The following is a 22,879-nucleotide window of genomic DNA, read 5'->3' on the forward strand; positions in this document are numbered from 1 at the left end:
CGGCATCTCAGGCACCCGTGGCGATCTCCAGGTCCTTCAACGACTCCTCTAGATGACCGAGCATCCGCTGCAGGTGCGGGACGCTGCGCCGGCAGCCGACCAGGCCGAAGTCGAGGTTGTCGGCGTTGTTGGTCACCGTGATGTTGACCGCCTGGCCGTCGAGGGGAATGGACAGCGGATAGTTTCCGTCCAGGCGGGCCCCGCGCCAGTACAGCTGCTCCGAGCGACCCGTCGACACGTTCGAGATGACGATGTTGAACGGCGGCGAGGCCGCGGAAAGGTAGCCGGGGACCAACCCGAGGAACAGGCCCCCGATGTTGAAGGCGGACAGGGCCAACTGCTGAACCGGCGGCAGCTGCCAGAACACCTCTTTGGTGTCGCGAATGGATGCGCTGATGACCTCGAGCCGTCTCGCCGAATCGTCGAGATCGGTGGCGAGGTTGCACAGGAAGGTACCGACCATGTTCCCGCCGCGGTCGTCGTCGTCCTTGCGCAGATTCACCGGGACCATCGCGGTCAGTGGGGCGTCCGGCAGCGCGTTCTGATCCAGCAGGTAAGCGCGCAGGGCCCCGGCCGACATGGCGAGAATGACGTCGTTGACCGTGACGCCGGCGGCCGCCTTGACCGCGTTGATGCGCTCCAACGCCCAGGACTGGGCCGCCACCCGCCGCGCACCGCCGATCCGGACGTTGAACATCGACCGCGGCGCCTGGAACGGGAGCGTGAGTTGTTGTTCGAGCAGCGCGGCCCGCGCGAGCTTCAGCGTGGACGGCGCCAGCGCCAGCGCCGACCCCGCGGTGCGGCCCACCCGCCCGAACAGGGACGGACTTCTGCGTCCGCCGCGCTTGCGCGGCGCCATGCTCCACGGGACCCGCACCTCGTCGTCGTCGGGATCGGAGGTGAAGGCCCGCTGCATCAGGCGAAGCGCCGAGACGCCGTCCATCAGGGAGTGGTGGTACTTCGTGTACACGGCGTACCGCCCGTCCTGCAGGCCCTCGACCAAATGCGCCTCCCACATCGGGCGGTGCCGGTCGAGCAGGCTGCCGTGCAGCCGGGAAACCAGCTCCAGGAGGTCTCGCACCCGTCCCGGTTCCGGAAGCGCGGAACGGCGAAGGTGGTAGTCGAGCTCGACCTCCTTGTCGAAGGACCACGCGACGTTGGTGACGCCGCCGAAGAAGGCCGGACGCTTGCTGAAGGCCGGTTGCACGTCGGTGCATTCGAGCATCGCCTGATAGGACTCGCGGACGAAATGCGGGCCGGCATCCTCGGGCGGCTCGAAGAGCTGTAGCGCGCCCACGTGCATCGGATGTTCGCGTGATTCGCCGATGAGGAACAGCGCATCCGTCGGTGATATCGGTTCCATGCGTGTCGCCCCCAACTGTTGCCGTCGCGCCGCCCACCGGAGGGACGGCCTACCTCCTAATAGCCACAGCGGGTGGCGGCCCAAACGGCCATCCGCCGCGGGACGGTCGCTAGCGGACGTCGTCGGCGAGCGCGCGAGCCTCCCGCTCGGTTTCGACCGCGGGCCCGGAGCCCGGCAACGGCTTGCCGGCGACCTCGGGGGTGAACAGGAGCGTGATCGCGCCCACCACGCCCCCGAAGATCAGCATGTAGGCCGGCACCATCACGTTGCCGGTGCCCGAAACCAGAGCCTGGGCGATCAGCGGCGTGATGCCGCCGACGAGTGAAATCGAGATGTTGTAGGAGATGGCCAGCGCGCCGTAGCGCACGTTGGTGGGGAACAGCGCCGGCAGCATGGCCGGCCCGGTGCTGTCGAAGCACAGCTCCATCAGGCCGATCAGCAGCACGCCGATGAAGATCACCGGGTAGATGCCGCCGAAGCGGATGAGCAGGAACGCCGGGATGGAGGCGACGATCAGCAGGCCGCACCCCGTCCACATGATGGGTTTGACGCCGATGCGATCGGACAAGGCCGCGACTAGCACCACCGTGCCCATCAGGATCGCCAACGTGGTCACGATCATGACGAGTCCGGCGGTGTGGCCCACGCGCACGAACAGCCGCAGGTACGTCGGCAGGTATCCGGTGAGCATGAAGTCGGCGACCTGGGAGGTCAGCACCAGCGCCGCGCAGATCAGCATGGGTCGCCACTGCTCGACGATGGTGCGGTGAATCTGTTGACGGCCCTGGTCGCCCGCGTGCGCGTCGTCGTGGGCGCTCTGGTAGGCCGAGGACTCCTCGAGCCGCAGCCGCAGGAACAGCGCGACCAGCCCGAAAGGCAAGCCCAACAGCAGCGGAATCCGCCAGCCGTAGGTCAGCATGGCGTCCTCGGGCAGCCAGGTCTGCAGCCCGGTCACCAGCAACCCCGCCAGGACGAACCCCACTAGATTGCCCATCGGCAGGAACCCGACCATCATGCCGCGTTTGTGATCGGGGGCCTGCTCGACGAGATAGGTCATGGCGCCGACGTATTCACCACCGGTCGACAGGCCCTGGAATATTCGCGCGAGGACGAGCAGGATCGGCGCCCAGATGCCGATGGTGCTGTAGGTGGGCAGCAGGCCGGTCACGGTCGTGCTCACCGTCATCATCAGGATGGTGACCACCAGGACGCGGTGGCGCCCGATCCGGTCGCCCAGCGGACCGAAGATGAACCCGCCGAGCGGACGCACGACGAACGCCGCCGCGAGCGTTCCGAAGGTCGCGATGAGGTGGACTCCGCTGACGTTCTTGCCGGGATAGAACACCTGGGCGATCGTGGTCGCGATGTACCCGTAGACCCCGAAGTCGTACCACTCCATGAAGTTCCCGATCGCGGTGCCCATGATGGTTCGGCGCATCGCGGGGTCGGCGACCCTGATTTCTCTACGTGCCCATTTCCTCCGGCGGCGTCGAATAACCATCGAATCAAGACTTACCCACAACTTTCTCAGGGACAACCGGCGGGGTGGGCTTCACGGGCCTGACGTGGGACGACCGGCGGCGATCGCCGCGATCCCGCTCGGCCACGATCGCGTGCGACAAACGCCAGCTAGAACGGGTCGCCGGCATTGACGTCGGCGGCATCGCTGCGCCACCGGAGCCGACGCGCGGTTATCCCTGTCACGTTCGCCCAGTCACGGGCGCGCGTCACTGGCCTTTCAGGCTGCCGATGCGCAACGAGAAGTCCGCGGGCTCGGGGCGGGGGGCCTCCACCTGCTCGACATAGCGACGCGGGTCCCGGTCCGTGATGGGCAGCCCCTCGGTGGTGGGGTGCTCGGCCATGAACTCGCTGTATTGGCGCCCGAGCGCTTCGCGAAGGCCGATCGGGGCGTTGCGGCGGAAGTCCGAGAGCCCTTCGCGTTCCTCCTCGCCCATGTGATCGTCGTTGGCCTCGCGGGTGCGCCCGACCGCCGCCCACCACTGCTCGCTGCCGAGTTCGGCCGCGTCGGCGTCGCGGACCCCGTCGCGGATGTCGTTGTGGTCACCGATGGCGTCGAGGGTTTCGCCCTCGGCGTCCTCGCCACCCCGTTTGAGCAGTTGGGGGTAGAAGATCTTTTCCTCGATGTAGGCGTGCACGTCGAGCTTGTCGGCGAGCGGCCGCCACACCCGTCCGAGCCCGGTGTGGTCGGCCGGCTGCTTTGCCTGGAGGTAATCCAGCTGGGCGAACTGTTCGCGGAACCAATCGTGGTCGGCGAGGATCAACATGGTGATGTCGGCCATCGGTGCGCCTCCGCCCCTGTGACGCCGGTCAGCCGGCTGGGTTATCGCGTTCGGCATCATTGACGAACGCCAGCCTCGTCTTACCCGCTTGCGGGGTCGATGTAACGACCCCGCCGGCACCGCCTGGATGTGCGTGCCCGAGTTGCTCTGCGCCGCAGGGGATTAGCAAATTTGCGCCGACGTAAGTGTTCTGGCAGGCTGAGAGCCATTTCGGCGGCACTAGGCTGGTCGGGAACTCGGCGGAGGGGCACGGTGTGCCGGCCGGATACACTGGGGCGTCCGTGCGGCGATCGATTCGATCGCGCCGTTGAACCCGATATGAATAAGTCAGAGGTTGTGCCTTGTCCGAAAATCCCGGCGATGCCGTCAGCTTGGAACCGCATTTCGAGGACGTACAAGCGCACTACGACCTGTCCGACGAGTTCTTCGCGCTTTTCCTGGATCCGACGCGGACCTACAGCTGCGCGTATTTCGAGCGCGAGGACATGACGCTGGAAGAGGCGCAGATCGCCAAGGTCGACCTCTCGCTGGGCAAGCTGGGATTGCAGCCGGGCATGACGTTGCTCGACGTCGGGTGCGGCTGGGGCACCACGATCGTCCGCGCGCTCGAGCGCTATGACGTCAACGTCGTCGGGCTCACGCTGAGCCGCAATCAGCAGGCGCACGTGCAGCGCCGCCTCGACGCGCATCCGTCCGCGCGGTCCAAGCGGGTGCTGCTGCAGGGCTGGGAGCAGTTCGACGACAAGGTCGACCGCATCGTGTCGATCGGCGCCTTCGAGCACTTCGGGCGTGACCGCTACGACGATTTCTTCAAGACCGCCTATGAGGCTCTTCCGGCGGACGGCGTGATGATGCTGCACACGATCATCAAGCCCAGCGACGAGGAGTTCGCCGAGCGCGGGCTGCCCATCACCATGACCAAGCTGCGCTTCATGAAATTCATCATGGACGAGATCTTCCCGGGCGGGGATCTACCCCAGGCCAAGGGCGTCGTGGAGCATGCCCAGCGTGCCGGATTCGGGGTGAAGCTGGTGCAGCCGCTGCGCCTGCACTACGCGCGCACCCTCGACACCTGGGCGGCCGCACTCGAGGCGCGCCGCGACGAGGCCATCGAGATTCAGTCCGAAGAGGTCTACGACCGGTACATGAAGTACCTGACCGGCTGCGCGGACCTGTTCCGTGAGGGCTACACCGACGTCGCGCAGTTCACCCTGACCAAAGGCTGACGCCCGTCCTGTGCCCCCATCCCGGGGGGCGCCCGGTTTACCGGCATAACACGGCGGGTAATTCCACGGCAACAACCTGATTCGGTGGGTGTCGATGTCCTTCGGCGCAAGCCGCAGGAAGGACGGATCGTGGCCGCCAAACACCGCATGCCGGAGTCGCTGGAGCAAACCCAGACGCCGACCGATCGAGGTCAGCGTCTGTCCGGTGCGGCGAAGGTGTGCGAGATCGTCTGTGCTGCCCTGATATGCGCGGCGTGCCTGACGGCGTTGGTGCTCAACGGTGTTCGCGCCGACAAACGAACCGTGACCGCCGAGGTCAGTCCGCCTTCCGTTTCGCAGCCGGTGAAGCAGGAGGGCACCGTGATCGCCGTGACGGTGGACTCGGTCACCATGCGCAGCCCCGACGGGTACACCCAGACCTATCGCTTCACCCCGGACACCACCGTCATCACCCATCGCGGCAGCCAACCCGCCGTCGCGGCACCGCAATTCACCGTCAACGACCGGGTGGTTGTGGTGGGCACCATCGAAGGTGGCTCGGCGCTGGCAACCGCGGTGGCCTACCGCGGCGCGGGACATGGGGAGGCGCCGCCGATGGATTACCTTGAGGGGCAACCGGTTCCGACCGACGCCGCCTGAGCCGCTCCCCGGCTCTCCCCGGGATGCCCGTCCGCCTAGGCTGATAGCGATCCAGCCACACGGAGGCGCCATGAGCGAGCACGAAGCAAAGATGATCATCCTGTCCACCGACGACCTGGACGAGTCGATCCGGTTCTACAGCGAGACCCTGGGCATGCCGTTGAAGTTTCGCGACGGGGCGCACTTCGCGGCCCTGGATGCCGGCCCGGTCAAGTTGGCGCTGGCAACCGCCGTGGACCATCCCATCCCCGGCCAGGTCGTCGTCGGCATCAAGACCGCGGACGTCGACGCCGCGGCGAAGGCTGTCGAGGCCAGCGGTGGTGGCATCGTCAAGGGCCCCTACGACGACGCCCACGAACGACGCGCCGTGGTCTATGACAACAAGGGCAACGGCCTGGTCTTCTACAAACCGCTGGGACGCTAGGGCGCCTCCCTTCCGGTGCGTTCGCGGTGTTTGCAGCCCGGCCAGCAGCACGGCCTGCGTTTGCCTTCCTCCAGCTCCTCCTCGGTGCGGCGGATGCGGCGCGCCCGGGTGGCCTCCTGCTTGGCATCCTCCACCCAGCAGATGAACTCGTTTCGGGCCAACGGCGTGATGTCGTTCCAGGCGGCCAGGGCCGTGGGGTTGGCGAGCAACGACTCGCGCAGGTCGGCGGGCAGCTTGTGCACCACCCCGCCGGGCACTCGCCGGGCGCTCATCGGTCCACCAAATGTGCGTTGTCATCCTGCAATTCGTCGCGGCGTAACGCCATGGGGGTCGCGGCGGGGACATCGCCGGCGGCGACCACGGCGCGCGTGATGGGGGACAGCGCCCGAAACAGCGTTTCGACCTCGTCGTCGCTGAGCGCGTCGAGCGCCGACAGGGAAAGGGCGTCGGTGCTCGACTCGATGTGGTCCTTCAGTTCGCGCCCCGCGGCGGTCAGCGTCCCGTCATCGCGTAGCAACCCGCGCTCGGCGAGGCGCTGTTCGTGATGGCGCCATGCCGCCTCGTCGTAATCGCGGGTGCGGGCGATGTAGTCGCGCCCGACGTTGCCCGCCGCGGCGTGTAAGACGTTGGATTCACGTCCGGAGATGCCCGCCGCCGCCAGCACCGCCACGTGCCCGTCACCGCGCTGTTCGCGCAGCAGCGTCGTGGCGTGCCACAGCGCGGCCAGGGGATCGTCGGGCCAGGGCAGGGCCAGATTAGCGGCGAACAGCGGGCGGGCATCGAGCGGCGCGTGGCGCGCCGCCTTCCCGGCGAGTTCGGCTGCCACGCGGACGTTTTCGTCCGACCCGAGGCCGTAGCGGCGCAGCGCCGCCACCGCGGACTCCTGGCGCGCCCGCAATGCGGCCTCCGGACCCGCGATCTCCCACGCCGCCGGCAACGCCTTGGCAACCCGTTCGGGCGCGAAGTTGTAGAAGACCGAGGTCACGACCTCCCGCGGCACCATGCCCAGCGGCGCGGAGCGGGCCGCGAAATAGCCCATCCAGAAACCCCGGTAACCCAACGCGTCCAACGCCGCCCGGGCCTCGGGCGCGAAATACGTCACCGCGTGCACCGGCTCGTAGCGATCGAAGAAGCGTCGGGCCAACTCGGGTTGTCGTCGCATGCTGGCAGTTAACCACCGGTGACGGGTGGGGACCAAGCACGCGGCCCGGACGACCCCGCCTAGGCTCGAGCGGTGACCATCCCCTATGACCAGGTACTACACGAGCGGATCCGGAGCAATCTCGCCGGCCACGAGCGTCGAAGCGTGGCCGATCCGGCCAAGCGGCACGCCGCCGTGGCGGTGGTGCTCGTCGACTCCGATGTCGGGGAGGACCGGGTGGATCCGGCGCCGGTGGACGACTGGAACGTCGATCGAGGGCTGCCCGCGGCCGGCCTCGACGGGCGCATGGTCGACGTGTCGGGCGGGGCGGCTTTCCTGCTGTGCCGCAGGGCTTCTCGACTCACTTCGCACGCCGCGCAGTGGGCGTTACCCGGTGGCCGCCTCGACCCGGGCGAGACCGCCGTCGAGGCCGCGCTGCGGGAATTGCGCGAGGAGGTCGGCATCGAACTCCCCGAGGCGACCGTGCTGGGACTGCTCGACGATTACCCGACCCGGTCCGGATATGTCATTACGCCGGTGGTGATTTGGGGAGGCGGCCGCCTGGATCCGCGCCCATCGCCCGACGAGGTCGTCGCGGTGTACCGGGTGGGCCTGCACCAACTGCAACGTGACGATTCGCCGCGATTCATCGCCATCCCGGAGAGCCCGCGACCGGTTGTCCAGATTCCGTTGGGGGGCGACCTGATCCACGCGCCCACCGGGGCGGTGCTCCTGCAGCTGCGGTGGCTGGGACTGGAAGGCCGCCACGACCCGGTCGACGGGCTGGAACAACCCGTTTTCGCCTGGAAGTAGCTTTCGCGCAACCTCTTCGAAAGTCGGGGCACTCAAGGTCGGCCCTGCGCACCGAACAGTGAGCCCGCCAGTTCGACCAGTGAGGTGCCTGAGACGTCCCAGGGGCCCGGGGGCGCGGGGGCGGGCACCGGGTCCGGCCCGTACTCCTGCGGGCGCGCGACGAAACCGGTCGCCAGGCCGCTATCGCGGGCCGCCTCGAGGTCGGCGGTGTGCGCCGCCACCAGCATCACCTCACCGGGCTCCAGGCCCAGCAATCGCGCGGGAGTCTGGTAGGCCCGCGGGTCGGGCTTGTAGGCCTGACTGACGTCGGAACCCAGGACCACATCCCAGGGCAGGCCCGCGTACTTCGCCATCTCGACCAGCAGCCCGGTGTTGCCGTTGGACAAGGGCCCGACGATGACGTGCCGCTTCATGACCGCGATGCCGTCGACGCTGTCCGGCCACGGTGGCAGCCAGCGCCACGACCGGGCGAGTGCCTGCACCTCGTCGCAGGGCAGCGCGTCGGCACTGACGCCGAACTTCGCGAGCGATGCGACGAGGTTCTCTCGATGCAGAACGTCCAGCGACACGAATTCCCGTCGGCCCGAGCGAATCTCGGACATGGAGGGCAGGTATCGACTGCGCCACTCCAGCGCGAACGCGTCGGGGTCGACGTCGATGTGTTGGCGCTGCGCGAAACGCCGTACCGAGGCGGCGATCCCCGAGCGCCAGTCGACGACCGTTCCGAACGTATCGAACAGAACTGCACGCACTACCCGACCGGTCGACGGTGAGCGGTAGTCGGTCATGCCTCAGGCTAACGCTGCGCTCGTCACCTGCGATGCGCCCGGCGGTGCACGGCGTACGCTATCGTTAGCTGTGCGAACGAATCTTTGACTTCCCGATTGATGACCGAAGGGAGGCCGTTGTGGCCCGAAGCGCCGGCGATACCTGGGATATCGTGACGAGCGTCGGCTTCACCGCCTTGGCGGTGTGTGCGGCGCGGGCCCTCGACGCGGGTCTGCAGCCGCCGTTGGCGAACGACGACTTCGCCGCCGGCTTCGTCGCCGCCGCCGGTGAACCGAATCTGATTGCGGCCGTGGACAACGCCGACATGAGCAGTGCCGCGGCCTTCAACGCGCAGTGGGTAGGGGTGCGGACGCGATTCTTCGACGAGTTTTTCGCTGATGCCACCCGATCGGGGACGCGCCAGGCGGTCATCTTGGCGGCCGGATTGGATTCGCGGGCGTACCGGCTGGACTGGCCCGCGGGCCACACGGTTTACGAAGTGGATCAGCCTCGGGTGCTCGCGTTCAAGCAACAGGTCCTCGACCGGCAGGGCGCCGTGCCCTCGACGAGGCGCATCACCGTCGCCACGGATTTACGGGATGACTGGGCCGGCGCGCTGATCGCGGCCGGCTTCGACCCCGACCGGCCGACGGCGTGGGCGCTCGAGGGACTGCTGCCGTATTTGCCCGGGCCGGCCCAGGATGCGCTGTTCGAAAGGCTGCACGAGTTGTCGGCGACCGGTAGCCATATTGCCGCCGAACTCGGTCCCGCCCCGGGCGAAGTGCGCGAATTCGCCGACAATGTCCCCACGATCAGCCAAGACACCGGTCAGCCTCCGGTGGCCGAGCTGTGGTACGACGATGCGCGCATCGACACCAAAGAGTTTCTGGCCCAGCGGCATTGGCGTGTCACGGCCGTGAACCTGGTCGACAAGGCGGCCACCGAGTATGGTCGGCCCTTCCACGAATTGCCGGCGGTCTTCGACCGGTTGATGCGCACCAAGTTCTTCACCGCGGTCCGCGAATCGCCGACAGGCGTCGTTCGATGACAGCCAGGGCTTGCTCGGCCCATCGAATGTTCTCCTCCTCGAACGAGATTCCGCGGACCAACGTCAGGTAGGGGCCGACCCGGTCGGTGTGGGCCAGGTACTCCTTCTCGGTGCGACCGTCCATCATGCGCGCCCGCAACCGTTCGTAGCGTTGCAGTTTGGCCCGCGCCCATTGCATCCGCTCGAGGATGGACTCGCGCACAGCCGGCATGTCGCCGGCGTCGGCGGCCTGGACCTTGACCAACAGCTCGTCGCGGATCACCGAGGGTTTCGGCGCCTTCGCGGTGAACTGCCGGATCGCCTCGCGCCCGGCCTCGGTCAGCGAGAACATCCGCTTGTTGGGCCGCCGTTCTTGACGCACGACCCGTGCCCGGATGAGGCCCTGCTCGGCCAGTCGATCCAGTTCGCGATACAGCTGCTGCGGGGTGGCCGGCCAGAAGTTCGCGACCGAGGCGTCGAAACCCTTGGCCAGGTCGTATCCCGACGACTCGCCCTCGAGGAGGGCCGCCAACACCGCGTCACGCAGCGACACCGGCCGATCGTACAGCGATGCGACTAGTCAACAAAGTGACCAACCGCACCCTGGACAATTCCCGACGGCGGCCTTAGCGTCGACCTCATTACTCAACAAGTTGACTATGCGAGGTCGCTGATGCACCCGTTCCGCACGGCCGTCGAAGAGCGCGATGAACAGGCCATCCAGGCGATGCTGGCCGACACGGTGGTGTTCACCAGCCCGGTGGCGTTCAAGCCGTATGTCGGCAAGCCGATCACCGCGGCCATCCTGCGCGGTGTGTTGCGCGTCTTCGAGGACTTCCGCTACATCCGGGAGATTCACGACGCAGGCGGCCGCGACCACGCCTTCGTTTTCGAGACCGGGATCGTCGGGGCGCCCGGGTTGAAGATCACCGGCTGCGACTTCTTGCATTTCGACGACGACGGGCTGATCGACGACTTCGTGGTGATGGTGCGGCCGCTGTCGGGCGCGACGGCATTGTCGGAGGCGATGGGCGCCCAGTTCGACCGCATCCAGCGGGAGGCGCTGGAGTTGGCCAATCAATCCGGCACCGCGTAGAAGTAGGGACCATGCGGATTGGTTTGAGCGTCAATTATGCGGGCGGTTTCAAGGACGTGGCCGCCGAAGTGGCCGACCTGGAACGCGCCGGGTTGGATATTGTTTTTGTCCCCGAGGCGTATTCGTTCGACGCGGTGAGCGCGCTCGGCTACCTGGCGGCAAGCACACAGCGGGTCGGGCTGGCGTCGGGCATCCTGCAGCTCTACACCCGCACGCCCACCCTGACCGCGATGACCGCGGCGGGCCTGGATTACGTCTCCGACGGCCGGTTCACCCTCGGCCTGGGCGCGTCCGGCCCGCAGGTCATCGAGGGCTTCCACGGTGTGCCCTACGACGCCCCGATCGGCCGGACGCGTGAAGTCATCGACATCTGCCGCCAGGTGTGGCGGCGCGAGACCGTGCGCCACCAGGGCAAGCACTACACGATCCCGCTGCCGCCCGACCGGGGGACCGGGCTGGGTAAGCCCCTCAAGCTCATCAATTCCCCAGTGCGTGAACGCATCCCGATACTGGTAGCCGCGCTGGGGCCGAAGAACGTCGAACTGGCGGCCGAGATCGCCGAGGGTTGGCAACCGATCTTCTACCTGCCCGAAAAGGCGCAGGACGTCTGGGGGGAGGCGCTGGCCACCGGGCGGGCCAAGCGGGACCCCGCGCTGGGCGAGCTCGACGTCTACGCCGGACCCGTCCTGGCCATCGGCGAAAACGTCGAGCCGCTAAGGGAATTCGTCAAACCGCACCTGGCGCTCTACATCGGCGGGATGGGCGCCAAGGGCAAGAACTTCTACCACACCCTGGCCACCAAGTACGGGTACGGCCCGCAGGCCGACCGGATCCAGGAGCTCTACCTTGCCGGCGACAAGGACGGCGCCGCCAAGGTGGTGCCCGACGATCTGGTGCGCGACGTCAACCTGATCGGCTCCCGAGCGTTCGTCAAGGAACGTCTGGCGGCCTACCGCGAGGCGGGGGTAACCACGCTGAACGTGGCGCCCATCGCGTCGACCACGGCCGAGCGGATCAAGCTCATCGAAACGCTGCGCGAACTGGTGTGACGGCCGCTGTGGAGCCAAATCAGTTCTGGCGGTGACTATCTCGTCGTAGCCGCATCGCCCTGCCGACCGCGCTCACCGACGCCAGCGCCGCCATGGCCGACAGGATCGCCGCCGAGACGCCAGGCTCGGCGGTCGCCAACAACAGTGGCAGCGCGAAGCCGATGTACGTGACGACGTAGAACACCCCGGTCAGAGCGCCCCGCAGGTGTTGCGGCGCCGCGGCCTCCAGATCGATCAAGCCCTCCCGCAGGCACAGGCCCGAAGCGCAGCCCAGGATCAACAACAGCGGTATCCCGACCGCGGGCGTCAGGGCCGGTGGCGTCGTCGCGGCCACCACGTAGCCGACCGCGGCCAAAGCCGCGCCGGCGGTCCCGGTCTGTGGCCCCCACCGGCGCGTGCGGGCCAGGACCTGAACGACACCGCTGACCCCGTTGACGATCAGGGTGGCCGTGCCCGCCGCGATCGGGGCCGCCAGCGCGGTGTGCAACCGCGTGGGGATGGTGACGAAACCCAGTGTCGCCGAGGCGTATACCCACGGTGCGAGCGGCATGGCCCAACTCAGGGCCCGCGACACTCCCTGTGCCGCCGGTCCCGTCGGGCCCGCGTCGGGGGGCGGCGCCGGCCGGGCCACGTGTGCGCCGGGTGTGGCCGCGACGGCGACGGCAAGCGATGCCAGCACGACGATCGCGGCGGCGACGGCGAACGACACCTGGATGCCGGACTGCCCGGCCCACGCGAATCCCCCGCCGGCGAACGGCCCGATGGCGAAGCCGGCGGTGAGTACCGCGCCGGCGGTCGCGGCGCCGGCCGGGCCCCTCAGGTCGGACGCCCACGCGGTGCCGGAGCTGATGGCAAGGCCCACACCGACCCCGACGACGAGGCGGCCCACCAGCAGCGCGCCGGTGTGCTGGGACAGCAGCATCGCCACCGTCCCCGCCACGGTGGCGGCCGCGCCCGCCAGCGCCATTGGCCGCCGGCCCAACGCGTCCGACGCGCGGCCGCCGATCAGCAACCCGGGGAGCAGCCCGAGCGCGTAGATGCCGAAGATGCCATCGAGGGTCGCGGTGCTGAGGTGTTCGCGGCCGCTGATCACCGGCATCAACGCGACGAAGTGGTTGGCGACCCATCCCGTCGCCAGCAGCAACGCCAGCACGCTGACGAACAGGGCCCGGGTGGCGGCCCGGCCGTTACGCGCTCGGCGGTTGCGGCCGCTGCGCACGCTCGACGAGATCACTGGTCTTCTCCCCCTCCAACGCGCGGCCGACGATCGTAGAACGCGACGCCACCCGGGTGGTTATTCCCGTGGACGTGATCGCGCCGCCGCTGCGGGCGCGGACTTCGCGGTGTGAAGGGGTTTGAAATCAGCGGATTTGGTGTACTGATACCACTACTCGCACCCAGGAAGGCACACGATGAAGTACATTGCGGCAGCCACGATCGCGATCTCCGTCTTGTTGTCCAGCGCGTGTTCGGCCTCACAGGTCATCAACACCGGCGGCGACACAAAGTGCAAAGACTTCACCACGCAGGACGAGAAGAAGCAGAACGACGAAGTCAGCAAGATGCTCAAGGACAAGAGCGGCGCAGACCCGAGCAACGTCGAGATCTCGGCGACGCGGCTCTCGGTGACGACGTACTGCCAGACGCTCGGAAAGCCGGACACGAAGATCTCCGAGGCGCCGCACGGCTGACGCACTCGGTCGGTGACGTGGGTTACGTTGCCGCCCTTGCGGTTTAGCGCCTAGTCCAGGAGCAACTGCGCGGGCACCTCGTCGTCCAGCACGGCCCGCGCCAGCAGTTCACCGAGCAGCGGCCCGAATTTCATGAGATTGCTACCGACGAACGCCAGCACGCGCCCACGCTGCGCCACCGTCCAGCCGTCGCCGCCCGGATCGAGCCACGGGGCGCGGACACTGACGCAGTCCACCTGGTCCACCGGCGAAAGTGCTGGGAACAGCGTGCGCACGGTCGCGGGGTCCGCCACCTCCTGGCCGAACGCCCACCGGCCGGTACTGCCGAGCGGCAATCCGTAGCCCTCGGGCGCGGACAGGCACGGCGCGCCGACCGCGTCCGCGCCGCGGTAGGTGAAGCGGGTGTGCGGAACGAAGTCAACCCCGAGCGGACCGAACAGGTCTGGGGTGTGCGCACCCGCACAGATCAGCACGCGGTCGCCGCGCAGCACGGTGCCGTCGGCGAGCGTCGTCGCGCCGTCGTCTGCCACCGACAGCACGTGTGCGTTGCGGATGGCGACGCGGCGCGCCAACGCGCTCAGGGCGCGGCGGATGCGCAGGCTGCCGCCGAGGGGATCGAAAACTCCTGTCTCCCAAGGCACGACCGCGAACGGAATCCGTGCCGCGATTTCGGAACGCCCGAGCCGGGAGAACTGCGCGCCGGCGGAGCTCATGGCCGCCGCGACGTCGTCGCAGACGCCGGCGGCGATGAAGCCCTCGGAGCCCAGCAGTCGCCCCGCGCCGAACTCGGATTCCCACCGTTGCCAGCCCGTTCGCGCCGTCAGCGCCAACCGGCACAGCGCCGGGCGCCGATGCGCGACCCGGAATATCCGCGCCAGCCCGGCGGATTGCTCCCCGAATGGCCGCCCGCGCTCCAGCACGACGACGTCGTGGCCGCGCCGCGAAAGCTCGTAGGCCGCCGCGAGGCCACATATTCCCGCGCCGATGACGACGATCATCCGCATCACCCCCGCCCTCAGAAGTAAAACCCGGCGTGGGGCGCCTCGGGCACGGCGAACAATCGATCGGCCGCCGTTAGCGCTTCGGGATCGTCGGCACGGGCCAGCCCGGCCACGGCGAGATCGCGCCACGTGGTGCCGCCCAACAGGACGGCGCCCAGCCCCTCGACGTCGACGGTGACGTCGGGTCGCCGGTCGGTGACCGTGACGCCGTCGGCCGCGATGGCGAACCGTGCCGAATTGGCCGGCAACGCAGGGTCATTGACCGCGATGGTGACGGCACCGTCGCCACCGTAGCCGCGGGCGGACAGCGCCGCCGCCACATCGATGATGCGCAGCCAGGTTTCGTCGTGCACGGCGGTGACCCGCACGGCGCGCCGGTCGGCAACCAGCCAGGGCAGCGGATCGTCGAGCGGCAGCATCCAAAACAGCACGCGGTCAACAAGATCCAGTGCGAGCAGAAAGCGCAGCAACCCCAGATAGGCCTCGGCGGTGGGCGCGAAGAAATCCTCGACCACGATGGTGCGCTGGTCGCTGACGAACCACCGCTCGGTGTCGATCGGGCGGTATCGGACGAAGCCGGATTCGGATCCCGGCTCGCCGTGCACGGCGACATAGGCGGCCCCCGGGTCGGATTCGGCGCGCAGCCGCACGCCCTGCCACCACGACTGTGGGCGGTCGATGGTGCCCGGGCGGGCGGGACGGTTCTCGGCATAGATGCGCGGCAGCAACTCCCACGCCTGCGCGGTGTCGAGCAGGCGCACCCGACCGCCGGTCCCGACGTCGCGCCGCAGCCCCGCCCGCGCGGTGTGGACCTCGACGGATTGCGACGAGCTCGCGACGCCGTAGCCGTAGCGCCCGTAGATCGTCGCCTCCGAGGCCCGCAGCGTCGCCACCACCTCACCGCGTGCGGCGAAGTCGCGCAGCTGGTGACGGATCAGCTCGGTGGCGATGCCTCGCCGGGTGAACGACGGCAGCACCCCGATGTGGGTCACGGCGGCGTGACCCACGATCGCGGGGCCGGGCAGCGTCAACCGGCTCGTCACGGCGTCGGCGGTGCCGACGAGTCGACCGTCGGCGAATGCCCCCACGGTCCGCCCCGGCTCGAGCAGCGTCGTGATCTGGCCGGGGGCGAGCCCCGTAAGCGGCGGAAACCCGACCATGGCAGTGCGAAACACGTTCGCGGCGGCGATCAGATCGTCCTCGCTGTCGAGCACCCGGATCTCGGTAGCCATCCCGCCATCATGTCGCGTTCCCCGGCCGGCGGGCCGCGGGCCGCGCGACGCGTCAAGCGGCGATCGTCACCGGATAGGCAAACCCGTCAGCGCCCGGGAGACCACCAGGCGCTGGATCTCGCTGGTGCCCTCGAAGATCGTGAAGATCTTCGCGTCGCGGTGCATCCGCTCGACGGGGTAGTCGCGGGTGTACCCGTTGCCGCCCAGGATCTGGATCGCCTCGTCGGTGACATAGACCGCGGTTTCGCTGGCCACCAGCTTGGCCATCGACCCCTCCGCGGAGTCGAAGGATTGGTTGTTGCGGGCCATCCATCCCGCGCGCCACACCAGCAGGCGGGCGGCGTCGATGCGGCACTTCATGTCCGCCAGTTTGAAGGCCACCGCCTGAAATTCGCCGATCTTGCGGCCGAATTGCTCACGCTGGCAGGCATAGTCGAGCGCGTACTCGTAGGCGGCCCGGGCCACGCCGACGGCCATCGCGCCGACGGTGGGCCGGGTGCGCTCGAAGGTCTTCATCGCGGCCTGCCCGCGCGCGGAGGCCCCGGACTTGACGCGGGCGATGCGCGCCTCGAACTTCTCCCGGCCCCCGAGGATGTGGTCCTCGGGCAGCCGGACGTCGTCGAGCACCACCTCGGCGGTGTGGGAGGCGCGGATCCCGTGCTTTTTGAATTTCTGGCCCTGCGCCAGGCCCTTGACGCCCGCCGGGATGACGAACGTCGCCTGGCCGCGCGTGCCGAGCTCTGGGTAGACCGACGCCACCACGATGTGCACGTTGGCGATGCCGCCGTTGGTCGCCCACGTCTTGGTGCCGTTGAGGACCCACTCGGAGGTCGCCTCGTCCCAGCGCGCGCGGGTGCGGATGGCGCCGACGTCGGAACCCGCGTCGGGCTCCGACGAGCAGAACGCGCCCAGCTTGGGTTCGTCGGCGGTGCCGAACATCTCGGGCAGCCAGCGGCCCAGCTGTTCGGGGGTTCCGTTGCCCGCCAGCGCCGCCGCGGCGAGTCCCGTCCCCATGATGGACAGCGCGATACCCGCGTCGCCCCAGAACAATTCCTCGAACACCGTCAGCATGCCCAGGCCCGTCGGCTCGGCCGCCTGCTGGGCGAACAGGTCGGGGGAGTACAGCCCCACCTTCGCGGCCTCCTGGATCACCGGCCACGGTGTTTCCTCGCGCTCGTCCCATTCCGCGGCGGCGGGCCGCACGACGTCGGCCGCGAATTTGTGCACCCAGTCGCGGACTTCGATCACGTCATCGGACAGTTGTAGTGAAAACGTCACTGCTGGTCTCCTGAATTGTTGGTGTTCAAAGGGTTTCGGGGATTCGCGTACTGGGCCAGGACGCTGACGGTCTGGTTGACCCACGCCTCGAAATACCGTTCTTCGTCGGTGTTGCCGGGCAGGCGGCCGGTGAGCGCTTGCAGGGTCGCGGCGTAGGACAGCGAGCCGATCGCGACCGCCGCGGCCGCTTCGGGGTCGGGAATGCTGGTGCGCCCGGAGCGATTCGACGCGGCCAGTTCGTCGGCGAAGCGTTGGTAGGCGTTGTCGGTGATGACCTGCCACGTCTTCTCGTCGAGATCGCCGAGCTCGTCGGGCTCGCGCAGCATGACCTTGAGCAGATCCTCGCTGTGTTTGAGGTTGCTCCAGATCAGCTGCCCGGCGGTGCGCACCGCGTGCTCGACGCTGCCCGGTTGTCCCGCGTCGTACTGCTCGCGGGCCGCCACGATGCTGTCGATCCGGTGCGCGACCGCGGCCTCGAGCAACTCGCGTTTGGAACCGAAGTGCTTGTAGAGCGCGCCCGAGCCGGGCGCCAGGCCCGATTCGCGCTGGATGTCGGCCACCGACGTGGCCGCGTACCCCTTCGCGGCGAACAGGCGTAACGCCGCGGAAAGCAGGCGGTCACGTCCGCGGCCGGGCCCGGTGAGCATGGTGAGAGAGTACTCACTCACCATGCGGGCGAGCAAACGGCGTCCGGGTCCCCGGCCGGCGGCGGGCACGGGTGCGGCGCGGTTGACGGTAAATTCTTGCGAAACGCCATCGCGCTTGAACGTGCCGAACCCCCGCGGCTGTGAGGGTTGTACTCAGGCTGGTCGTCACGAACCCACAAAGGAGCCCGACATCCGCGTCTTCCCGCGTGTACAGCTGCCGATGCGGGTGCTGTCGCTGCGCACCATCCTCATCGTCGCCGCCATCTCGGTGATGACGCTGGTCGTCCTGCTGGGCACCTGGGTGTGGGTGGGCGTCACCAACGACCAGTACAGCCAGCTCGATCGCCGGCTCGATTCGGTCAGCAGCCTGGGCGACATCAGCAGCCTGCTCAACACCGCGCCGCCCGCCACCCCCGACCGGCACATGCCGGACGGCAACCTGGTGCGCACCGCGCGCATCGGCGGGGTGACCGTGTCGGCGCCCAGCAGCATCGTGTTGCCCCAACTCCCGGACGGCTACGCCAACACGACCATCAACGGGGTGCAGTACCGTGTTCGCACCTTCACCGCGGGTCCCGCCTCGATAGCGTTGGCCGCGCCGCTGGCCGAGGCCCAGCACCGGATCAACGAACTACACCTTCGGGTGTTGCTGATCTGCGCCAGCGTGATCGGCGGCACGGTCGTGGTGGGCTGGGTGATCTCGTTGATCATGGTCAATCCCTTCCTGCTGCTGGCCCAGCAGGCCCGTGCGATCAACGCCCAGTCCAGCCCGGACGAGGTCCAGGTGCGCGGCGTGCGCGAGGCGGTGGAGATCGCCGAGGCGGTGGAGGGGATGCTGGCCCGCATCGGCAAGGAACAGCAGCGCACCAAGGCGGCGCTCGAGTCGGCGCGCGACTTCGCGGCGGTCGCCTCCCACGAGCTGCGCACGCCGTTGACGGCCATGCGCACCAATCTCGAGGTGTTGTCCACCCTGGACCTGCCGCCCGAGCAGCGGCACGAGGTCATCGGCGACGTCATCCGCACCCAGAGCCGCATCGAAGGGACGCTCACAGCGCTGGAGCGGCTGGCGCAGGGCGAACTGACCACCGTCGACGATTTCGTCCCCTTCGACATCACCGAGCTGCTGGACCGCGCCGCGCACGACGCGCTGCGCAGCTACCCCGCCGTCGAGGTCTCCCTGGTGCCCTCGCCGACGGTGCTGATGGTCGGGCTGCCCACCGGCCTGCGGCTGGTGATCGACAACGCGATCGCCAACGCCGTCAAGCACGGCAACGCCGGCAAGATCCAGCTGACCGTCAGCAGTTCCGGCGAGGGCGTGGAGATCGCGATCGACGACGACGGCACCGGCGTCCCGGAATCCGAACGTGCCACGGTGTTCGAGCGCTTCGCCCGCGGATCGACGGCCTCACGTTCGGGATCGGGGCTGGGCCTGGCGCTGGTCGCCCAGCAGGCCGAATTGCACGGCGGCACAGCGGCATTGCAGACCAGCCCACTCGGTGGCACGCGACTTCTGTTGCGGCTCGCCGGCGACGGGCGTGGCCCGGCCTAGCCGCCTGCCTGGACCAACGGAACCGTTCTTAACGCGCCGCGAAATGTTTCCTCCGATAACCTTGACAGCCGGCGCGCACTCACCCGCCCGCCATTTCCCGCAAATATCCCCGACACCATTACGCCGCCGTTCGGAACCTGCCATTCGGCATCAAACTCGACCCCCCGGCGAGAAAAGACGGGGATTTTGTGACTGCCGAGTCTCGAGTGGCGATTGAGGTTTATTAACGACTCTTTGTGGGAAATCACCAGTTTCGCGCTTGGGACCAGCCTGAATTACCGAAATCAGGGGCCACGCATCCGGCCGATAGGCAGTGAATACAAGATCAACCAATCCGCACTACACTAAGGCCCCAAGAAGGCCCCGAGCACGTGGCTTTGGCGTTGAGGGTTCGGAGGGAATCATGGTTGTTTCGGTGCAGTCGGAGGCGGTGCTGGCGTCTGCAGCCGCCGAGTCGGCGATCAGCGCGGAGACCGAGGCCGCGGCCTCGGCGGCGTCGCCGGTCCTGCTGGGAGTGCTGCCGATGGGCGGCGACCCCGACTCGGCGATGTTCGCGGCGGCGCTGAACGCGTGCGGCGCGAGCTACCTGGGCGTGGTTTCCGAGCACGCCGCCCAACGCGGCTTGTTCTCCGGCACGCAGACCCTCGCCTCGGGGACCTATGTGGTCACCGAGCTCATGCGCAGCCTGACGCTGGCTATTGGCGCTTAGTCGCTAGCAACGTTTAAAGGGGGAAGTGCGCATGGCCGATCCTGGGTGGGCTGCGCGTACGCCTGAGGAAAACGACCTGCTGCTCAAGGCCGGCGCGGGCGTCGTCACTCATCTGGCCAACCAGGCAGCCTGGACCGCGCTGGCGGCCACCCATCACGGCTCCAGCATCGCCTCGACGATCAACACCGTCGCGACGTCGGCCAGCTGGACCGGCGCCGGTTCGTTGGCCTCGGCGGCCAACGCCACCGCGCTCAACGCGTCGCTGCACGGGCTCGCCGGCTGGGTCGACGTGAAGCCGGCGGTGGTTTCGACGGCGGTCTCGGCGTATCAGATGGCGTACGGCTCGATGCGCCCCGCGCCCGAATGCATCGAAAACCGCACCGAGACCGCCACCGACTACGGCATCAACCCGCTGGTGCTCGGCGCGCTCACCCCACGGATCACGTCGCTGGAGCTCGAGTACTTCGGGTCGATGTGGCCGAACAACTCCGCGGTCGGGGCCAGCTACGGATCGATCCTCACGGCCTTGTCCTCGAGCCTGACCATTCCGCCGCCGATCGCGACCATGGGCGCCTCGCCGGCGGCGCCGGCGCAGGCCGCGGCGGCGGTGGGGGAGTCCGCAGCGCAAATGGGCGCGGGCGACGGCATGCGCGCCGCCATGCAGGGCGCCCAGACCGGTACGCAGGGCGCGGGGCAGGCGACCTCGGGCGCCCAGGACTTCATGGGTCAGGCCGGCACGTTCATGCAGCCCGTGCAGCAGATGATGGGGGCGGCCCCGCAGATGATGCAGGCTCCCATGCAGGCGATGCAGGCCCCGATGCAGATGATGCAGCCGCTGATGGGCATGTTCGCCAATCCCGGCGCCATGGGCATGGGCGGGGCGACGCCCGCGGTTTCCGCGGTCTCGGCCACCGGGCTTTCGGCGGCGGAGGCCGGCGGGGGCGCGTCCCTGGGCAGTGCGGGCGTCCCCGCGAGCACTTTCACCCGTCCGGTCAGCGCATTCGAGCCCGCCACCAGTGGCCGGCCGGTGGGGTTGCGCCCGGCCGGTGCGTTGGGCGCCGAGGCCATGCGACCGCAGACCACGACGACGGGCGGCGCCCCGATGGGCGGCATGCCCGTGGGGCATGCGGCGGGAGGCGACCGCGGATCCCGTGACAAAGCCGAACAGCCGGCGACCGTGCGGGTTGTCGACGCCAGAGTCTGAAGCACACCCCCTGGTGAAAGGTGAATCGACAGGTCCGAATAGCCGCCATACACTTCGCTTCATGCCCTTACGGGGGGCGGCCAACCGCAGAAGGAGAATTCCGTGACAATCAAGGTGACCCCGCAAATGCTTCGCGATACTTCAAACGCGATTCAGGCAAACATGGAACATGCGATCGGGATCGGTCAGGGATACGTCGCAAATCAGGAAAATGTGATGAACCCGGCCACCTGGTCCGGTGACGCGGTCGCCGCGTCGCACGCGACGGCCATCGAGGTTCAAAACGACTTGAACAAAGTGTTGACCGGCGGCACCCGCCTGGCCGAGGGCCTCACGAAGGCGGCGGCACTGATGGAAGGCCACGAGGCGGATTCCTCGCACGCCTTTACCGCCCTATTCGGCGGCCACGGCTCCTGACCCGCCCACCCATTCGTCAATTCATAAAGGTCTTTTGAAAGGAAATTCACCATGTCCGACCCGATCACTTACAACCCGGGTGCCGTAGCCGACTTCGCCACCGACGTCGCCTCCCGCGCCGGCCAGTTGCAGTCCATTTTCGACGACACCTCCAACCGGACGCACGCGCTGCAGGAATTCTTCGCCGGCCACGGCGCGTCGGGCTTCTTCGAGGCGCAGGCGCAGATGCTGTCGGGGTTGCAGGGCCTCATCGACACCATCCGCCAGCACGGCCAGACGACCTCGCACGTGCTCGACAGCGCGCTCAGCACCGACCAGCACATCGCCGGCCTGTTCTGAGCCCGCTCGACCACCGGGACCAGCGAAGGTGGGGCAGATGCGCCGAGCGTATGTGCCCCACCTTCGGTCTCTGCTACGCCGATTCGAGGGAGTCGCTGATTAAGGGCGGGGCGACATGCTGACGACGACGGTCGATGGCCTATGGGTGTTGCAGGCGATCACCGGTGTCGAGCAAACGTGCCCTGAGCTGGGGTTGCGGCCGATGCTGCCGCGGCTGGACACCCCCGAACGCGCGCTGGGCCACCCCGCGGCCGCCGACCTGATCGCCGCCGGCGCCCTCGATGAGGCCGGCAACGTCGACCCGATGATCCGCGAATGGCTCACCGTCCTGCTGCGGCGCGACCTGGGTCTGGTCGTGATGATGGGCGTGCCGGGTCGCGAGCCCACGCGCGCGTCGATCAACCGCTTCGCCACCTGGTGGGTGGTCTTGGAGCGGCACGGTGAGATGGTGCGTCTGTACCCCGCCGGCACGGCCAGCAACGAATCCTCGGCCAGCGAGCTCGTGGTGGGTCAGATCGAGCGGCTGTGCGGCGTGGCCGAGGCGGCGCCGCTGCGGCCGATCACCCTGGACACCGAGCAATTGCTGAACTCGGTGCGCGACACCGCCAGCCTGCGCGCATTCCTGCTCGAACAGCGCCTCGACGCCGACCAGCTTCAGGTGGTTCTCACCGCCGCCGATCCCGCGCGCTCGGCGCACGCGAACATCGTCGCGCTGCAGGCGGGCGTCGGGCCCGACGAACTGGCGCGCGTGGCCGTCGGCGATGCGACGGTGTCGATCGTCGACACCCCCGGGGGCCGCGTGTGCATCGAAAGCGTCATCTCGGGGCAGCGCCGCTACCAGATTCTTTCGCCCGGCTCGCGCAGCGACATCGGCGGAGCGGTGCAACGGCTCATCCGTCGGCTGCCCGCCGGCGACGAGTGGCACTCGTATCGGCGGGTGGTGTGACGGTGTTATCGGATGCCGAA

Annotated in this window: 25 protein-coding genes and 1 pseudogene; 14 read left to right on the plus strand and 12 right to left on the minus strand. The window is 68.4% G+C overall.

Going from position 1 to position 22,879, the window contains the following annotated elements; translation table 11 throughout:
- Window positions 1-7: 7 nt before the first annotated feature.
- From OCU_RS25680 to OCU_RS25690, 3 genes are all read right to left on the minus strand, one after another.
- Window positions 8-1,363 (minus strand): WS/DGAT/MGAT family O-acyltransferase, encoded by a 1,356-nt coding sequence (locus OCU_RS25680; protein WP_009956875.1) that lies wholly within the window; start codon window positions 1,361-1,363, stop codon window positions 8-10.
- A 109-nt stretch (window positions 1,364-1,472) separates the two neighbouring features.
- Window positions 1,473-2,801, minus strand: a complete 1,329-nt coding sequence (locus tag OCU_RS25685) for an MFS transporter (RefSeq protein WP_009956874.1) — start codon at window positions 2,799-2,801, stop codon at window positions 1,473-1,475.
- A gap of 289 nt (window positions 2,802-3,090) precedes the next feature.
- Complete coding sequence (locus OCU_RS25690; protein WP_014378815.1) at window positions 3,091-3,663, minus strand: hemerythrin domain-containing protein; 573 nt, start codon at window positions 3,661-3,663, stop codon at window positions 3,091-3,093.
- Window positions 3,664-4,004: 341 nt separating this feature from the next.
- Here OCU_RS25690 and OCU_RS25695 point away from each other — a divergent pair, with 341 nt between their 5' ends.
- The 3 genes from OCU_RS25695 to OCU_RS25705 all read left to right on the plus strand — a co-directional run bounded on the left by OCU_RS25695 (window position 4,005) and on the right by OCU_RS25705 (window position 5,952).
- On the plus strand, window positions 4,005-4,889 hold the full coding sequence (locus tag OCU_RS25695) for a cyclopropane mycolic acid synthase family methyltransferase (protein WP_009956872.1): 885 nt from the start codon (window positions 4,005-4,007) through the stop codon (window positions 4,887-4,889).
- Between the two features lie 84 nt (window positions 4,890-4,973).
- Entirely contained in the window at window positions 4,974-5,528 is a 555-nt protein-coding gene (locus OCU_RS25700; RefSeq protein WP_009956871.1) for a hypothetical protein, read from the plus strand.
- Between the two features lie 70 nt (window positions 5,529-5,598).
- Window positions 5,599-5,952 (plus strand): VOC family protein, encoded by a 354-nt coding sequence (locus OCU_RS25705; protein ID WP_014378816.1) that lies wholly within the window; start codon window positions 5,599-5,601, stop codon window positions 5,950-5,952.
- Here OCU_RS25705 and OCU_RS25710 read toward each other — a convergent pair.
- Both OCU_RS25710 and OCU_RS25715 read right to left on the minus strand, forming a co-directional pair.
- A complete protein-coding gene (locus OCU_RS25710) occupies window positions 5,949-6,224 on the minus strand; it encodes a YdeI/OmpD-associated family protein (RefSeq protein ID WP_041786997.1) in 276 nt (91 codons plus the stop codon). The two genes, OCU_RS25705 and OCU_RS25710, sit on opposite strands and share 4 nt — an antisense overlap.
- Window positions 6,221-7,114 carry an SCO6745 family protein gene (locus tag OCU_RS25715; RefSeq protein ID WP_009956865.1) on the minus strand — a complete coding sequence of 298 codons (894 nt, stop codon included), beginning with the start codon at window positions 7,112-7,114 and terminating at the stop codon, window positions 6,221-6,223. Before OCU_RS25715 ends, OCU_RS25710 begins: the two co-directional genes overlap by 4 nt.
- A 72-nt stretch (window positions 7,115-7,186) precedes the next feature.
- Here OCU_RS25715 and OCU_RS25720 point away from each other — a divergent pair, with 72 nt between their 5' ends.
- Window positions 7,187-7,906 (plus strand): NUDIX hydrolase, encoded by a 720-nt coding sequence (locus OCU_RS25720; protein WP_014378818.1) that lies wholly within the window; start codon window positions 7,187-7,189, stop codon window positions 7,904-7,906.
- A 32-nt stretch (window positions 7,907-7,938) separates the two neighbouring features.
- Here OCU_RS25720 and OCU_RS25725 read toward each other — a convergent pair whose 3' ends face one another.
- Entirely contained in the window at window positions 7,939-8,694 is a 756-nt protein-coding gene (locus OCU_RS25725) for a haloacid dehalogenase type II (RefSeq protein WP_014378819.1), read from the minus strand.
- A gap of 119 nt (window positions 8,695-8,813) precedes the next feature.
- Here OCU_RS25725 and OCU_RS25730 point away from each other — a divergent pair, with 119 nt between their 5' ends.
- Window positions 8,814-9,722, plus strand: coding sequence for an SAM-dependent methyltransferase (locus tag OCU_RS25730; protein WP_014381601.1), 909 nt, complete (start codon window positions 8,814-8,816; stop codon window positions 9,720-9,722).
- Here OCU_RS25730 and OCU_RS25735 read toward each other — a convergent pair.
- The gene (locus OCU_RS25735; RefSeq protein WP_009956861.1) at window positions 9,682-10,254 is read right to left on the minus strand and encodes a PadR family transcriptional regulator; all 573 of its coding nucleotides are present in this window, start codon (window positions 10,252-10,254) and stop codon (window positions 9,682-9,684) included. The genes OCU_RS25730 and OCU_RS25735 overlap by 41 nt on opposite strands.
- A 120-nt stretch (window positions 10,255-10,374) precedes the next feature.
- On the opposite strand from OCU_RS25735, the gene OCU_RS25740 reads away from it, so the two are divergent.
- Window positions 10,375-10,797: a nuclear transport factor 2 family protein gene (locus OCU_RS25740; RefSeq protein ID WP_014378821.1), complete on the plus strand. Its 423-nt coding sequence runs from the start codon at window positions 10,375-10,377 to the stop codon at window positions 10,795-10,797.
- Window positions 10,798-10,808: 11 nt separating this feature from the next.
- Complete coding sequence (locus OCU_RS25745; protein WP_014378822.1) at window positions 10,809-11,846, plus strand: LLM class F420-dependent oxidoreductase; 1,038 nt, start codon at window positions 10,809-10,811, stop codon at window positions 11,844-11,846.
- Between the two features lie 19 nt (window positions 11,847-11,865).
- Here OCU_RS25745 and OCU_RS25750 read toward each other — a convergent pair whose 3' ends face one another.
- The gene (locus tag OCU_RS25750; protein WP_014378823.1) at window positions 11,866-13,080 is read right to left on the minus strand and encodes an MFS transporter; all 1,215 of its coding nucleotides are present in this window, start codon (window positions 13,078-13,080) and stop codon (window positions 11,866-11,868) included.
- 178 nt (window positions 13,081-13,258) lie between these two features.
- Between OCU_RS25750 and OCU_RS25755 the strand changes: the two genes are divergently transcribed.
- A complete protein-coding gene (locus OCU_RS25755) occupies window positions 13,259-13,537 on the plus strand; it encodes a hypothetical protein (RefSeq protein ID WP_008262877.1) in 279 nt (92 codons plus the stop codon).
- A 50-nt stretch (window positions 13,538-13,587) separates the two neighbouring features.
- Here OCU_RS25755 and OCU_RS25760 read toward each other — a convergent pair whose 3' ends face one another.
- From OCU_RS25760 to OCU_RS25775, 4 genes are all read right to left on the minus strand, one after another.
- Window positions 13,588-14,535 carry an NAD(P)/FAD-dependent oxidoreductase gene (locus OCU_RS25760; protein ID WP_026071079.1) on the minus strand — a complete coding sequence of 316 codons (948 nt, stop codon included), beginning with the start codon at window positions 14,533-14,535 and terminating at the stop codon, window positions 13,588-13,590.
- A 17-nt stretch (window positions 14,536-14,552) separates the two neighbouring features.
- A complete protein-coding gene (locus OCU_RS25765) occupies window positions 14,553-15,770 on the minus strand; it encodes a GNAT family N-acetyltransferase (RefSeq protein WP_014378825.1) in 1,218 nt (405 codons plus the stop codon).
- Window positions 15,771-15,836: 66 nt separating this feature from the next.
- Window positions 15,837-17,048: an acyl-CoA dehydrogenase family protein gene (locus OCU_RS25770; protein WP_014378826.1), complete on the minus strand. Its 1,212-nt coding sequence runs from the start codon at window positions 17,046-17,048 to the stop codon at window positions 15,837-15,839.
- Window positions 17,045-17,695 (minus strand): TetR/AcrR family transcriptional regulator, encoded by a 651-nt coding sequence (locus OCU_RS25775; protein WP_014378827.1) that lies wholly within the window; start codon window positions 17,693-17,695, stop codon window positions 17,045-17,047. The genes OCU_RS25770 and OCU_RS25775 overlap by 4 nt, the downstream gene beginning before the upstream one ends.
- A gap of 220 nt (window positions 17,696-17,915) precedes the next feature.
- Here OCU_RS25775 and OCU_RS25780 point away from each other — a divergent pair, with 220 nt between their 5' ends.
- From OCU_RS25780 to OCU_RS25805, 6 genes and pseudogenes are all read left to right on the plus strand, one after another.
- The gene (locus OCU_RS25780; RefSeq protein WP_009956853.1) at window positions 17,916-19,244 is read left to right on the plus strand and encodes a sensor histidine kinase; all 1,329 of its coding nucleotides are present in this window, start codon (window positions 17,916-17,918) and stop codon (window positions 19,242-19,244) included.
- Window positions 19,245-19,647: 403 nt separating this feature from the next.
- Window positions 19,648-19,878 (plus strand): annotated as a pseudogene (locus tag OCU_RS25785) (PE domain-containing protein); the annotation flags it as partial.
- 106 nt (window positions 19,879-19,984) lie between these two features.
- Complete coding sequence (locus tag OCU_RS25790; RefSeq protein ID WP_014381602.1) at window positions 19,985-21,157, plus strand: PPE family protein; 1,173 nt, start codon at window positions 19,985-19,987, stop codon at window positions 21,155-21,157.
- Between the two features lie 126 nt (window positions 21,158-21,283).
- Window positions 21,284-21,574, plus strand: a complete 291-nt coding sequence (locus tag OCU_RS25795; protein ID WP_136244239.1) for a WXG100 family type VII secretion target — start codon at window positions 21,284-21,286, stop codon at window positions 21,572-21,574.
- Window positions 21,575-21,625: 51 nt separating this feature from the next.
- Entirely contained in the window at window positions 21,626-21,913 is a 288-nt protein-coding gene (locus OCU_RS25800; protein WP_008262888.1) for a WXG100 family type VII secretion target, read from the plus strand.
- Window positions 21,914-22,028: 115 nt separating this feature from the next.
- Window positions 22,029-22,859: an ESX secretion-associated protein EspG gene (locus tag OCU_RS25805; protein ID WP_009955255.1), complete on the plus strand. Its 831-nt coding sequence runs from the start codon at window positions 22,029-22,031 to the stop codon at window positions 22,857-22,859.
- Window positions 22,860-22,879: the final 20 nt, after the last annotated feature.

It is taken from the genome of Mycobacterium intracellulare ATCC 13950, assembly GCF_000277125.1.
Lineage (GTDB): Bacteria > Actinomycetota > Actinomycetes > Mycobacteriales > Mycobacteriaceae > Mycobacterium > Mycobacterium intracellulare.